This window comes from Pseudomonas sp. KU43P (assembly GCF_033095865.1).
Lineage (GTDB): Bacteria > Pseudomonadota > Gammaproteobacteria > Pseudomonadales > Pseudomonadaceae > Aquipseudomonas.
Map to the genome: position 1 here is coordinate 4312373 of NZ_AP019365.1, position 12846 is coordinate 4325218.

Below are 12846 nucleotides of genomic sequence, written 5' to 3' on the forward strand. Positions count from 1 at the left end.
GTGCCTGTGGGAGCCGGCTTGCCGGCGGTTGAGCTGCAAAGCAGCCCCTTACACCCCCAAAGAAAGTTTCTTACATCCTGCAACGCTCTAGCTCACAGCCCCCGCCACATCCTCTGCCATACTCCGCCGTACACAGTTTGAAATAGTCGCCCGATTGAAACCGTGCGATCAGCCCCTTATATACCCCGCATACGCAACAACCCTTCCGTCAGGAGAACGTAACAACCATGATGCGCATTCTGTTGTTTGTAGCCACCAACCTTGCGGTGGTGCTGGTTGCAAGCATTACCCTGAGCCTGTTCGGCTTCAACGGGTTCATGGCCGCCAACGGGGTTGACCTCAACCTCAGCAGCCTGCTGGTGTTCTGCGCCGTGTTCGGCTTCGCCGGCTCCCTGGTCTCGCTGTTCATCTCCAAGTGGATGGCGAAGATGACCACTGGCACCCAGATCATCAGCCAGCCGCGCACTCGCCACGAGCAGTGGCTGTTGCAAACGGTCGAAGAGCTGTCGCGCGAGGCCGGCATCAAGATGCCCGAGGTGGGTATCTTCCCGGCCTACGAGGCCAATGCCTTCGCCACCGGCTGGAACCGCAACGACGCCCTTGTCGCCGTTTCACAAGGCCTGCTGGAGCGCTTCTCGCCCGATGAGGTGCGTGCGGTGCTGGCCCACGAGATCGGCCACGTGGCCAACGGTGACATGGTCACCCTGGCGCTGGTGCAAGGCGTAGTGAACACCTTCGTGATGTTCTTCGCCCGCATCATCGGCAACTTCGTCGACAAGGTGATCTTCAAGAACGAAGAAGGCCAAGGCATTGCCTACTACGTGGCAACCATTGTCGCCGAGCTGGTACTGGGCATCCTCGCCAGCATGATCGTCATGTGGTTCTCGCGACGCCGCGAGTACCGTGCCGACGAAGCCGGCGCGCAGCTGGCCGGCACTGCCGCGATGATCGGCGCCCTGCAGCGCCTGCGCGTGGAACAAGGCCTGCCGGTGCACATGCCGGACACCATGAAGGCCTTCGGCATCAACGGCGGCCTCAAGCACGGCCTGGCCGGCCTGCTGATGAGCCACCCGCCACTGGAAGAACGCATCGAGGCGCTGCGCCGCCGCGGTTGATTCCTCGGGCAAAGAAAGGGCGACTTCGGTCGCCCTTTTTCGTTTGCCTGGGCTGGCCCTATCGCCGGCAAGTCGGCTCCCACAGGTACATCGCAGTTCTGAAGATCTGTGCCCTCCCTGTGCGAGCCGGCTTGCCGGCGATAGGGCCAGCCCAAACATCAGAACTGTACGCGATAGACCCGCTCGACCAGGCGCTCAACCCCTGCCTGCAAGAACTTCGGGCTATCCCCGATCACGTCCTGCGCCTCCACCTCCTCTACCCGCCAACCGGCAAATCCACGCCGCACCTCGTCGTCCACCACCGAAAACGGCGGCCCGGCCAACCGTTCCTGCTGGTAGTCCAAGGTCACCAGAAGCCCACTGCCCGCTGGCAGCAACTGCGACAGCAAACGCATGTAGCCTGAACGCATCTGCGGCGGCAGAGCAATCAACGCCGCACGGTCATACAACCCCACGCAATCGGCCACATCCTCGGCCCGCAGGGCAAAGAAGTCGCCGCACCACAGCTCCACATCACCACTGCGCCAGACCTCGAATGCCCCTTGGTGCGACACCTGCGCCTGAAGCCCCTGCTCCTGAAAGAAATCCTCCACCGCCCGCCGCGACAGCTCGATACCCCGCACGCGATAGCCCTGACCTGCCAGCCAGGCCAGATCCAGGCTCTTGCCGCACAGCGGCACCAGCACCCTGCTACCAGCAGCCAGGCCGAGCCCCGGCCAGTAGCGCTGCAGATAGGGGTTGGCCTGGGCCTGGTGAAAGCCGATCTGGTTGTCGGCCCACTTTCGATGCCAGAACGCCGGCTCCATGTTTCCTCCTGGTTTTTCGATGGATTGAGCGAAAATCTTATATTGGATATCGATCGGTATCTGATCGAAGATGAGGGCATCTTAACCCTCAGGACCTCGCCATGCTGCCCAGCCTGTTCATTTCCCACGGTTCCCCCATGCTTGCCCTGCAACCTGGCGCCAGCGGGCCGGCGCTGACCGCACTGGCCAATGCCCTCCCGCGTCCAAAGGCGATCGTGGTGGTGTCAGCCCACTGGGAAAGCCGCGAGCTGCTGGTGACCGGCAACCCGGCGCCTGAGACCTGGCATGACTTCTACGGCTTCCCCGCAGCGCTGTATGCCGTCCAGTATCCCGCGCCTGGCCAGCCGCAACTGGCCGCGAACGTTAGCGAGCGGCTGAACGCTGCCGGCCTGCCGGCGCGCCTGGACGCCCAGCGGCCGTTCGACCATGGCGCCTGGGTGCCGATGTCGTTGATGTATCCCGATGCGAGCATTCCCATGGTCCAGGTATCGCTGCCAAGCCACATGGGGCCGGCGCTACAGCTCAAGGTTGGTCAGGCACTGGCCGGGTTGCGCGATGAGGGTGTCTTGCTGGTAGGGTCTGGGAGCATCACCCACAACCTGGGCGAGCTTGACTGGCATGCCGGGCCGGACGTGATCGAGCCTTGGGCCTTGGCATTCAGGGATTGGGTGGTGGAGAAACTGGGTGAGGAAGACCAGGCGGCACTGCTGGACTTCAAGCAGCAGGCGCCGCATGCGTTGCGCAACCATCCCAGCGATGAGCATTTCTTGCCGTTGTTCTTTGCCCTTGGGGCTGGGGGCAGGTTTGGCATCGTGCATCAGGGATTTACCCTGGGGGCGCTGGGCATGGACATTTATCGCTTCGACTGAAAGGCCCTATCGCTGGCAAGCCAGCTCCCACAAGTCGCCCGCAGAACCAAGTGCTGCGCCGTACCTGTGGGAGCTGGCTTGCCAGTGATGAGGCCGGTACAGGCCAAAAAAAATCCCCGACCTAGGCCGGGGATTTTTTCATTGCGCCAGGATCAATCCTCGCGGTAGCGGCGCAGCTTGAGCTGCTTACCGGCTACGCGGGTGTCCTTGAGCTTGGACAGCAGACGCTCCAGGCCATCTTCCGGCAGCTCGATCAGGCTGAAGCTGTCGCGCACCTGGATACGGCCGATGGCGTCACGTGCCAGGCCACCTTCGTTGAGGATCGCACCCAGCAGGTTCTTGGCAGCGATGCCGTCACGGGCACCCAGGGCGGTACGGCAACGCACGCGGCCTTCGGCCAGCGGCATCGGCGCACGACGCTCGCGGTCGCCACCCTCGCGGCGCTCACCACGGTCAGCGCGTTCGGTGCGCTCGCCACGTGGGGCGAAGCTCGGTACCAGCGGCTGCTCGCGCTCTACCGCGGCAAGGTCCAACGCCTGGCCATTGGTGGCCTTGCGCAGCAGGGCCGAAGCCAGGGCGCGGGCGCTGCAGCCCAGGTCGGTGGTCAGGCGGTCGAACAGTTCGCCATGGGTGGCTTCTGCTTCGGCTACCAGCGGAGCCAGGCTCGAGGTCAGCTTCTTGATACGCGCATCAAGCACCGCTTGGGCGTTTGGCAGACGTGCTTCGGCAACCTTCTGCCCGGTCACGCGCTCGATCACCTGCAGCATGCGGCGTTCACGCGGGGTGACCAGCAGCAGTGCGCGGCCTTCGCGACCGGCACGGCCGGTACGGCCGATACGGTGCACGTAGGACTCCGGATCGTACGGCATGTCCACGTTGAACACGTGGGTGATGCGCGGTACGTCCAGGCCACGGGCGGCGACGTCGGTGGCGACTACGATGTCCAGGCGGCCATCCTTGAGCGAGTCGATGACGCGCTCACGCTGGTTCTGGGCGATGTCACCGTTCAACGCGGCAGCCTTGTAGCCCTTGGCTTCCAGCGCGGCGGCCAGGTCCAGGGTGGCTTGCTTGGTACGCACGAAGGCGATCAGCGCGTCGAACTCTTCGACTTCCAGCAGACGCAGCACAGCCGGGATCTTCTGGTCGGCGTGGACCATCAGGTGGGCCTGGTCGATCGCGGTGACGGTCTGGGTCTTGCTCTGGATCTTGACGTGCTTGGGCTCGCGCAGGTGGCGTTCGGCGATCGAGCGGATCGACGACGGCAGGGTGGCGGAGAACAGCACGGTCTGGCGCGAGGCCGGGATGGCATCGAAGATCACTTCGAGGTCGTCCATGAAGCCCAGCTTCAGCATTTCGTCCGCTTCGTCCAGTACCAGGTACTGTACGGTGGACAGGACTTTCTCGTCACGACGCAGGTGGTCGCACAGACGGCCCGGGGTGGCGACGACGATTTGCGCGCCGTTGCGAATGGCACGCAGCTGTGGGCCCATCGGGGCACCACCATAGACGGCCACGACATTCACGCCTGGCATCTGCTTGGCGTAGGTTTCGAAAGCGGTAGCTACTTGCAGCGCCAACTCACGGGTTGGCGCCAGGATCAGGGCTTGCGGTTCGCGCTTGCTCACATCGATCTTGTTGAGGATCGGCAGGGCGAAGGCAGCGGTCTTGCCGGTGCCAGTCTGCGCCTGGCCGATCATGTCGTGACCGGCGAGGATGATCGGGATCGATTGTTGCTGAATGGCGGACGGTTCTTCGTAGCCGGTCGCCAGAACGGCAGCAACAATATTCGGATTAAGATCGAGAGCGGCGAAGCCGCCGGTTTCCTGGGTCATGGGTCTGCCTCTAGGTGCATCCGCAAAGACCCATGCTCCAAAGCTGCACATGCCTTGAAAGACCGTTAGGTCACCCAGGCAGCTTTGGCGGCGGGGATTTGCGAAAACGATTGAAAAAGAAAACTTGGGAAGGTCCGCCTAGCGGACGTGCAGCCGAAGCTGGACTCGGAGGATTTGCACCACCTGATTTTGAGGTCCGCTAAAAGACCGGCGCGTACTATACCCGAATTAACAGAAGGCAGTGAGGAAAATTTTCTCGAGTGAAGGCCAGTATGGGGCCATCAGCGATGGGCGGCTGAAACGTTACTTCTTGGTTGAAATCACTGGCCCTATCGCCGGCAAGCCGGCTCCCACAGGGGACAGTGGTGAGCCTGTGGGAGCCGGCTTGCCAGCGATAGGGCCACTGGCCACAAAGCAGCCCTTCAGGTTGCCGCCCGAATCTCCCGGATCAACCCCTCCAGGCTGTACCCCAACCGTGGTGCCAGGGCCTCGGCCCGCGCCCGTACACCCTCCAGGTCCAGCCCCTGATCCAGGTCCGCCGGCACCAGCAGGATCACATTGCCTTCCTTCACCGGCAGCTCCCAGTAATGCCGGTGGTACAACCCACGCAGCAATGCCGCCCCCAGCGGCCTGCCGTCATCGCTGGCCCACTGGTTGATCACCAGCCAGCCACCAGGGTTGAGCTGCTTCTGGCAATTCTCCAGGAAGGTCCAGGCCAAGTGGCCGACACCCGGCCCGTGGTCGGTGTACAGGTCGACGAACAGCAGGTCGGTCTTCTCCGCCGTGGGCAGCAATTCCAGGGCATCGCCGATGCGTACGTACAGCCGTGGGTCGTCATCCAGGCCCATGTATTCCATGGCCAGGCGCGGTACGTCCGCGCGCAGTTCGATGGCTTCGATGTCTTCGAGCGGCAGGAACTTCATGCATGCCTGGGTCAGGGTGCCAGCCCCAAGGCCCAGGAACAGCGCGCTTTCCGGCTGTTCATGGCACAGCGCACCTACCAGCATCGCGCGGGTGTAGTCGTACTCCAGCCAGCTGGGGTCGGCGGTGAACACGCAGCTCTGCTCGATGGCATCGCCGAACTCGAGGAAGCGGTAGTCGTCCACCTCGTACACGCTGATCACGCCAAAGGCATCCTCGACCCGGGCCAACAGCCGCTCTTCCCGCTCCGTCGCCATGACTTGCCACCTGCCCGCGCAAAAACGCGCATTGTCCGCCAACACCCCCGATGCAACAAGCGCGGCGGCAACTGTTACCATGGCAGGCATGCCCAACCTGACCCGACCGAGCCTGTGATGAACCGACCGTGGAGCCCTGATAGCTGGCGTGCCCTGCCGATCCAGCAGCAACCGACCTACCCCGATCCCGAGCACCTGCTCAAGGTCGAGCAGACCCTGGCCAGCTACCCGCCGCTGGTATTCGCCGGTGAAGCGCGCGAGCTGCGCCGGCAGTTCGCCGAGGTCACCGAAGGCCGCGCCTTCCTGCTGCAGGGCGGCGATTGTGCAGAAAGCTTCGCCGAGTTCTCGGCGGCGAAGATCCGCGACACCTTCAAGGTGCTGCTGCAGATGGCCATCGTCATGACCTTTGCCGCCGGCTGCCCGGTGGTCAAGGTCGGGCGCATGGCCGGCCAGTTCGCCAAACCGCGCTCTTCAGGCGACGAGACCATCGGCAACGTCACCCTGCCGGCCTACCGTGGCGACATCGTCAACGGCATCGGCTTCGACGAGAAAAGCCGCGTACCGGACCCGGACCGCCTGCTGCAGGCCTATCACCAGTCCACCGCCAGCCTCAACCTGCTGCGCGCCTTCGCCCAGGGCGGCTTTGCCGACCTGCACCAGGTGCACAAGTGGAACCTGGACTTCATCGCCAACTCGGCGCTGGCCGACAAGTACCACCAGCTGGCCAACCGCATCGACGAAACCCTCGCCTTCATGCGCGCCTGCGGCCTGGACAGCGCCCCGCAACTGCGCGAAACCAGCTTCTTCACCGCCCACGAAGCGCTGCTGCTCAACTATGAAGAAGCCTTCGTGCGCCAGGACAGCCTGACCGGCGACTACTACGACTGCTCGGCGCACATGCTGTGGATCGGCGACCGCACCCGCCAGCTCGACGGCGCCCATGTCGAGTTCCTGCGCGGGGTGCACAACCCGATCGGGGTCAAAGTCGGCCCGAGCATGAACCCTGAAGAATTGATCCGCCTGATCGACACGCTCAACCCGGCCAACGACCCAGGCCGCCTGAACCTGATCGTGCGCATGGGTGCCGGCAAGGTCGGCGAGCACCTGCCAGGGCTGATCCGCACCGTCGAGCGTGAGGGGCGCAAGGTGCTTTGGAGTTCCGACCCGATGCACGGCAACACCATCAAGGCCAGCAGCGGCTACAAGACCCGCGACTTCGCGCAGATCCTCGATGAAGTGAAGCAGTTCTTCCAGGTGCACCAGGCCGAGGGCAGCCATGCCGGTGGTATCCACATCGAGATGACCGGGCAGAACGTCACCGAGTGCATCGGCGGTGCTCGCCCGATCACCGAAGATGCACTCTCGGACCGCTACCACACCCACTGCGACCCGCGCATGAACGCCGACCAGTCGCTGGAGCTGGCCTTCCTGATCGCCGAAACCCTCAAGCAAGTACGGCGCTGAGCAGCGCCTGGCGCAACTGGCTGCCCTCCTGGCGAGGGCAGTTCAGTTGCACGCGCTCAAGCCCTAGCCACTGGGCCAGGCGCAGCAGCTCCAGGGCCAACGCTTGATAGCCTGCCTCGCCCAATCCTTCTGCCTCGCCATGTACCGCATGCACCGCCAGTTGCCCCAAGGCGCGCTCGGCACGCAAATCCACGCGCGCCGCGATGCGCCCGGCGAACAGGAATGGCAGCACGTAATAGCCGTACACACGCTTGTGAGCGGGCGTGTAGATCTCTAATCGGTAGCGGAAATCGAACAAACGCTCTGTGCGGCTGCGCTCCCAGACCAACGAATCGAAAGGCGACAGCAAGGCGCTGGCGTCGATTCGCCGGGGAATGCGTGGGGTACCTGCACAGTAGGCGGGTTGCTTCCAGCCGTGTACCTGAACCGCTTGCAAGCGACCATCGCCGACCAATTCAGCCAGTGCCGCCCTGCCCTGCTCAGGCGCCAGGCGGAAATAGTCGCGCAGGTCGCGCTCGGTCGCCACGCCCAAGGCCGTGGCGGCGTGCAGCATCAGGCCCTGATGGGCTTCGGCCTCGCTGGGCTGGGGCTGATCCAGGACCGCCCGCGGCAGCACCTTGTCCGGCACATCGTAGAGCCGCTCGAAGCCACGTCGCCCCGCCACCGTCACCTCGCCTGCGGCGAACAGCCATTCCAGCGCATGTTTCTCCTCGCTCCAGTCCCACCAGGGGCCGGCCCGTTCCTGGCGCGTCGACAGGCTGCCGGCGCCCACTGCGCCCTGTTCGCGCACGGCTGACAGTACCCGGGCGATCACATCCTGGCGTTCGCGGCCGAACTGCGCCAGCTGGCGATAGATGCCACGGCCATCGGCGGCGTGGGCCATGCGCCAGCGCAGCAACGGGTAGAGGCTCAGTGGTAGCAGCGAGGCTTCGTGGCCCCAGTATTCGAACAGCTGACGTTGCCGGCCACGGCCCCAGGCGAGCTGGTCGAGCATGTCGGGGGAATATCCGCCCAGACGGGAAAACAGCGGCAAGTAATGAGAGCGAACCAGGGCATTGACGGAGTCGATCTGCAACACACCCAGGCGTTGCAGCATGCGCTTGATGACGGGCAGCGTTGGTGGGAGTCGGGGCTGTTTGCCGAAGCCTTGAGCGGACAACGCCAGGCGCCGGGCCTGGTTGATGGACAGGTTGAGGGGCAATGGTCGTACCTCCCTGCAGGGCTGTTGTCCCTCTAGTGTCTTCAATGGCCCTATCGCCGGCAAGCCGGCTCCCACATTCAAAGCACCAACTGTACCTGTGGGAGCCGGCTTGCCGGCGATAGGGCCGTTGCGTCACTTGCGCAGCGGGTCGTCCCAGAAATGCCGATCGGCCTCTTGCTGGATATCCGCCCTGCTCAACCCAAGGTCGTGCAGTGTCGCATCGCTCAAGCTCGCCAGCTCGCGGCGCTGACGGTACAGCTCGTACCAGCGCACCGAGCGCTCGAGCGCCGCGTGCCACAGGTGGTTCAGTGAAATGACAGGTTGCTGGATGCTGCTGACATGACCTTTCATCGTGAAGCCCTCCGTGTTGATGGCTCCAGTCTCCTGCCAGGCTTAAGATCAATCCAACGAATGTTTCTGATGCCATGCATCTCGGAGATTGATGCAATGTCCCAGTACCAGAGCCTCGATGCCGACGTGCTGCGCACCTTCGTCGCCATCGCCGAGCAAGGCGGCTTCACTCGCGCCGGGGAAGTGGTCAACCGCACCCAGTCGGCGGTCAGCATGCAGATGAAACGCCTTGAGGAAGACATCCTGCAGCGCCAGCTGTTCGAGCGCGACGGCCGCCAAGTGCGCCTGACGGCCGAAGGCCAGGTGCTGCTCGGTTATGCCAGGCGCATTCTCAAGCTGCATGGCGAGGTGTTCAATACGTTGCGCATGCCGCACATGGTGGGGTTGGTGCGCATCGGCACACCTGATGATTACGCCATGCGTTTCCTGCCGAAAATCCTGTCGAGCTTTGCCCAGGCCTACCCGCTGGTACAGGTGGAGGTGCATTGCGATTCGTCCAAGCAGCTGATGCTGCGCCAGGACCTGGACCTGACCATCGTCACCCGTGAGCCAGGCAACGAGGTGGGCCAGCTGCTGCGCCAGGAGCGCCTGGTGTGGGCGGCTGCCGAAGGCTTTTGCCCGCAGGAACAGCGGCCGATTCCGCTGGCCCTGTTCAATACCGACTGCTTCTGCCGCGGCTGGACCTGCAATGCCCTGGAAGCCCAAGGCATCGACTACCGCATCGCCTACACCAGCCCCAGCCTGGCGGCGATCTTTGCCATCGTGACTGCGGGGCTGGCGGTGACGGCGCAGCTGCAGAGCCTGATTGGCGGCAACATCCGCATCCTTGGCGAGCAGGATGGGTTGCCGCAGTTGCCGGTGGCGAATGTGATGCTGTTGCGCAATACGCAGACCCACTCACCGATTACCAACTGCATGGCGGATTACATCGTCGAAGGGTTTCAGTGAGCCGGGGGCGCTATGCGCCCCCATTCTCAAAGCTCAAACCCGAGCATGACCGCACACACCACCAGAAACACACAGAACATCCCTCGCAATACCTTCTCCGGCAGCGCATGCGCCAACCGCACCCCCCAACTGATACTCAGCAGCCCCCCGATCGCCAACGGTATCCCCACACTCCAGTCGACACTCTGGTGCACGCCATAGGTCAGCAAGGTGACCGTGGTACTCGGTGCCGCCAGCGCCAGCGACAGCCCTTGCGCCACCACCTGGGTCGTGCCGAACACGCTGGTCAGGATCGGCGTGGCCACCACAGCACCACCCACCCCGAACAACCCGCCCATGGCCCCGGCAAAACTGCCCAGCACCCCCAGCCATGGCCATGGATAACGCAGCTCGCTGCTGGCCGGTGCCACCTTGAGGAACATCCGCGCCACGTTCCACACCGCCAGCGCCACCAGGAACCCCACAAACCCCAGGCGCATGGCATGCGCATCGATACCCACCGCCCAGATCGACCCCAGCCAGGCAAACAGGAAGCTGCACAGCGACAGCGGCAACGCATGGCGCAGCTCGATGCGATTGCGCTGGTGGTAACGCCACAGCGCCAGCAGCACGTTCGGCACCACCATTACCAGCGCCGTGCCTTGCGCCAGCTGCTGGTCGAGGCCAAACAACACTCCCAGTGCCGGAATGGCGATCAACCCGCCACCAATGCCGAACAAGCCTCCCATGGTGCCCAAGGCGGCGCCCAGGGCGATATACAACAACCACTCGATCATCAGGGCCTCGTCCGCCTGCGTAAGTAATGCCTGCATGCTATCGAGTGCGGGCTGGCAGGGAAACGCACAGCAACGCACAATGGCTGTGCGTTTCATGCATAAGCAAGGTTGCCCATGAGCCCGGATACCCTGACCGACCAACTGAGTCTGTTCCTCGATGTGCTGGAGGCCGGCAGTTTTTCCGCTGCCGCTCGCCGCCACCCGCTTACCCCTTCCGCCGTGGCGCGGCGCATCGACAACCTGGAGAGCGCGGTCGGCAGCCGCCTGTTCACCCGCAGCACCCATGCCGTGCGTGCCACCCCCGCCGGCAAGGCATTCGCCGAACGCGCCCGGCGCATCATCGAGGAACTGCGCCTGGCCCGCGCCGAAGCAGTGTCGCTGAGCAATGCACCGGAAGGCCTGATCCGCATCGACGCCCCTGCCGCCTTCGGCCGCCGCCACCTGGCCCCAGCCATTGCCGACTTTCTAGTGGCCTACCCGGGCCTGGACGTGCAACTGCGGCTGATCGACAGCTTCGTCGACTTGCACGGCAGCCACTTGGGCGAGGTCGACCTGGTACTGCGCGCCGGCCCCCTGGCCGACACCCGCCTGGTGGCCACGTCACTGGCGTACATGGTGCGTATCGCTTGCGCCAGCCCCGCCTACCTGGCCAGCCGCGGCATACCCGATTGCCCCAGCCAACTGCCCGAGCACGACGGCCTGGACTGGGACGGCTTGGCGCCGCCCTTCGCCTGGCGCTTCACGGTCGAGGGCCAGGCGCGCCAGTTCCGACCTTCACGCATGCGCATGACCGCCAACAATGCCGAAACCCTGCTGTTCGGCGCCCTCGCCGGCCTGGGTATCGCCCATCTGCCGACCTGGCTGATCAGCGATTACCTGCTGCGTGGCGAGCTGGTGCCGCTGTTCTGCCACAGCGGCCTGCCCGCTGCCGAATCCAGCGGTATTTATGCGCTCCGTCTGGAACATGAAACGAACTCTCGCAGCCGATTGCTGCTCGAATTCCTCAAGAGCCGCTTCAGCCCGATTCCACCCTGGGACCTGGCCCTGCGCAGCGAATTGCGCTGGCAATGAGCGCACTAACCATCAGCGTGCTAGATTTCTCTATCGATGACATTCAAGGACCTGCATGAACGCCGACACCCAAGCCTCTTGTGACGAGCTGCTGCTGGACAATCAGGTCTGTTTCGCCCTGCACTCCACCTCGTTGCTGATGACCAAGGTCTACAAACCCCTGCTTCAGGCACTGGGCCTGACCTATCCGCAGTACCTGGCCATGCTCGTGCTGTGGGAGCAGGACGGCCTCACGGTGGGCGAAATCAGCCAGCATCTGCTGACCGACCCCGGCTCACTCACGCCCCTGCTCAAGCGCCTGGAGAGCGAGGGCCTGCTCGAACGCAACCGCAGCCGCGAGGACGAACGGGTGGTGCTGGTGCACCTGACCGACAAGGGGCGTGCCTTGCAGGAGCAGGCCAAAACGGTGCCACCGTGCATTCTCAAGGCCAGCGGACGCAGCCTCGAACGCCTGCAGCAGCTGCAAGCCGATTTGCTGGACTTGCGTGACAACCTGCAAAAGCACCTCTGACGGCTAAGCTGTGTGATGCCCGTTCCGATGAGCGGTGAGCATTTATCTTGCGCACAAACTAATTGCGCGCTAATTTAAATTCCGTACCCACCCGGCGCTCCTGCCTTGATCAGGGCGCACAGCACATTCGCGAGGATCATCATGCAAAAGGTCGACCCGCTGTACATCGCAGAAGCCACCTCCACCGGCGGTCGCGACGGCAAGTCCCGCTCCAGCGACGGCAAGTTGGAAGTCACGCTGAGCACCCCCAAAGAGCTGGGCGGCGCGGGTGGTGACGGCACCAACCCCGAGCAGATGTTCGCGGCCGGTTACTCGGCGTGCTTCATCGGCGCGCTGAAGTTCGTGGCCGGTCAGGAGAAAAAGCAGCTGCCCGCAACCGCCTCGATCACCGCCAAGGTAGGCATTGGCCAGATCCCCGGTGGCTTTGGCCTGGATATCGACCTGAACATCAATCTGCCGGGCCTGGCACAAGCTGAAGCAGAGGGGCTGGTGGAGAAAGCGCACAAGGTTTGCCCGTATTCCAATGCAACCCGTGGCAATGTGGATGTGCGACTGCATGTGACGGTCTGAAGCCGCTGCTTTCTAACTGTGGGAGCCAGCTTGCCGGCGATTGGGCCTGAGCAGGCAACCTGAATAGCCTGGTCGGGCCCTATCGCCGGCAAGCCGGCTCCTACAGGGATCGGTGCAAGCATCGGAATTTGTTACAGGCACAAAAAAACCCGGC

At 63.8% G+C, this 12846-nt stretch carries 12 protein-coding genes and 1 pseudogene; 7 read left to right on the plus strand and 6 right to left on the minus strand.

The genetic code is table 11. From position 1 onward, the window contains the following. Window positions 1-227 precede the first annotated feature (227 nt). Window positions 228-1115, plus strand: coding sequence for a protease HtpX (gene htpX, locus KU43P_RS19715; protein WP_317659123.1), 888 nt, complete (start codon window positions 228-230; stop codon window positions 1113-1115). A 158-nt stretch (window positions 1116-1273) separates the two neighbouring features. Here htpX and KU43P_RS19720 read toward each other — a convergent pair whose 3' ends face one another. Then, the gene (locus KU43P_RS19720) at window positions 1274-1921 is read right to left on the minus strand and encodes a thiopurine S-methyltransferase (RefSeq protein WP_317659124.1); all 648 of its coding nucleotides are present in this window, start codon (window positions 1919-1921) and stop codon (window positions 1274-1276) included. A 101-nt stretch (window positions 1922-2022) separates the two neighbouring features. Between KU43P_RS19720 and KU43P_RS19725 the strand changes: the two genes are divergently transcribed. Beyond that, window positions 2023-2790 (plus strand): DODA-type extradiol aromatic ring-opening family dioxygenase, encoded by a 768-nt coding sequence (locus tag KU43P_RS19725; protein WP_317659125.1) that lies wholly within the window; start codon window positions 2023-2025, stop codon window positions 2788-2790. A gap of 152 nt (window positions 2791-2942) precedes the next feature. Here KU43P_RS19725 and KU43P_RS19730 read toward each other — a convergent pair. Next, a pseudogene (locus KU43P_RS19730) lies at window positions 2943-4656 on the minus strand (DEAD/DEAH box helicase). Between the two features lie 388 nt (window positions 4657-5044). Continuing rightward, on the minus strand, window positions 5045-5800 hold the full coding sequence (locus KU43P_RS19735; RefSeq protein ID WP_317659126.1) for a spermidine synthase: 756 nt from the start codon (window positions 5798-5800) through the stop codon (window positions 5045-5047). Window positions 5801-5917: 117 nt separating this feature from the next. On the opposite strand from KU43P_RS19735, the gene KU43P_RS19740 reads away from it, so the two are divergent. Further along, window positions 5918-7264, plus strand: a complete 1347-nt coding sequence (locus KU43P_RS19740; protein WP_317659127.1) for a class II 3-deoxy-7-phosphoheptulonate synthase — start codon at window positions 5918-5920, stop codon at window positions 7262-7264. Here KU43P_RS19740 and KU43P_RS19745 read toward each other — a convergent pair. Then, entirely contained in the window at window positions 7245-8465 is a 1221-nt protein-coding gene (locus tag KU43P_RS19745) for a winged helix-turn-helix domain-containing protein (protein WP_317659128.1), read from the minus strand. The genes KU43P_RS19740 and KU43P_RS19745 overlap by 20 nt on opposite strands. 132 nt (window positions 8466-8597) lie before the next feature. Further along, the gene (locus KU43P_RS19750) at window positions 8598-8816 is read right to left on the minus strand and encodes a DUF1127 domain-containing protein (protein WP_317659129.1); all 219 of its coding nucleotides are present in this window, start codon (window positions 8814-8816) and stop codon (window positions 8598-8600) included. Between the two features lie 96 nt (window positions 8817-8912). Here KU43P_RS19750 and KU43P_RS19755 point away from each other — a divergent pair, with 96 nt between their 5' ends. Next, window positions 8913-9764 carry a LysR substrate-binding domain-containing protein gene (locus KU43P_RS19755; protein WP_317659130.1) on the plus strand — a complete coding sequence of 284 codons (852 nt, stop codon included), beginning with the start codon at window positions 8913-8915 and terminating at the stop codon, window positions 9762-9764. A 26-nt stretch (window positions 9765-9790) separates the two neighbouring features. Here KU43P_RS19755 and KU43P_RS19760 read toward each other — a convergent pair whose 3' ends face one another. Beyond that, window positions 9791-10540, minus strand: a complete 750-nt coding sequence (locus tag KU43P_RS19760) for a sulfite exporter TauE/SafE family protein (RefSeq protein WP_317659131.1) — start codon at window positions 10538-10540, stop codon at window positions 9791-9793. Between the two features lie 114 nt (window positions 10541-10654). Here KU43P_RS19760 and KU43P_RS19765 point away from each other — a divergent pair, with 114 nt between their 5' ends. The 3 genes from KU43P_RS19765 (at window position 10655) to KU43P_RS19775 (ending at window position 12692) form a co-directional block, all read left to right on the plus strand. Next, window positions 10655-11611, plus strand: a complete 957-nt coding sequence (locus KU43P_RS19765; RefSeq protein ID WP_317659132.1) for a LysR family transcriptional regulator — start codon at window positions 10655-10657, stop codon at window positions 11609-11611. Between the two features lie 55 nt (window positions 11612-11666). After that, window positions 11667-12122 carry a MarR family winged helix-turn-helix transcriptional regulator gene (locus KU43P_RS19770; protein WP_317659133.1) on the plus strand — a complete coding sequence of 152 codons (456 nt, stop codon included), beginning with the start codon at window positions 11667-11669 and terminating at the stop codon, window positions 12120-12122. A 141-nt stretch (window positions 12123-12263) separates the two neighbouring features. After that, window positions 12264-12692, plus strand: coding sequence for an organic hydroperoxide resistance protein (locus KU43P_RS19775; protein WP_317659134.1), 429 nt, complete (start codon window positions 12264-12266; stop codon window positions 12690-12692). The last annotated feature ends 154 nt before the right edge of the window (window positions 12693-12846 follow it).

Coding starts and splice junctions, on each gene's coding strand:
- KU43P_RS19770 (WP_317659133.1), top strand. CDS start 11,667: ATGAACGCCGACACCCAAGCCTCTTGTGACGAGCTGCTGCTGGACAAT.
- KU43P_RS19720 (WP_317659124.1), bottom strand. CDS start 1,921: ATGGAGCCGGCGTTCTGGCATCGAAAGTGGGCCGACAACCAGATCGGC.
- KU43P_RS19750 (WP_317659129.1), bottom strand. CDS start 8,816: ATGAAAGGTCATGTCAGCAGCATCCAGCAACCTGTCATTTCACTGAAC.
- KU43P_RS19725 (WP_317659125.1), top strand. CDS start 2,023: ATGCTGCCCAGCCTGTTCATTTCCCACGGTTCCCCCATGCTTGCCCTG.
- htpX (WP_317659123.1), top strand. CDS start 228: ATGATGCGCATTCTGTTGTTTGTAGCCACCAACCTTGCGGTGGTGCTG.
- KU43P_RS19775 (WP_317659134.1), top strand. CDS start 12,264: ATGCAAAAGGTCGACCCGCTGTACATCGCAGAAGCCACCTCCACCGGC.
- KU43P_RS19755 (WP_317659130.1), top strand. CDS start 8,913: ATGTCCCAGTACCAGAGCCTCGATGCCGACGTGCTGCGCACCTTCGTC.
- KU43P_RS19735 (WP_317659126.1), bottom strand. CDS start 5,800: ATGGCGACGGAGCGGGAAGAGCGGCTGTTGGCCCGGGTCGAGGATGCC.
- KU43P_RS19765 (WP_317659132.1), top strand. CDS start 10,655: ATGAGCCCGGATACCCTGACCGACCAACTGAGTCTGTTCCTCGATGTG.
- KU43P_RS19760 (WP_317659131.1), bottom strand. CDS start 10,540: ATGATCGAGTGGTTGTTGTATATCGCCCTGGGCGCCGCCTTGGGCACC.
- KU43P_RS19740 (WP_317659127.1), top strand. CDS start 5,918: ATGAACCGACCGTGGAGCCCTGATAGCTGGCGTGCCCTGCCGATCCAG.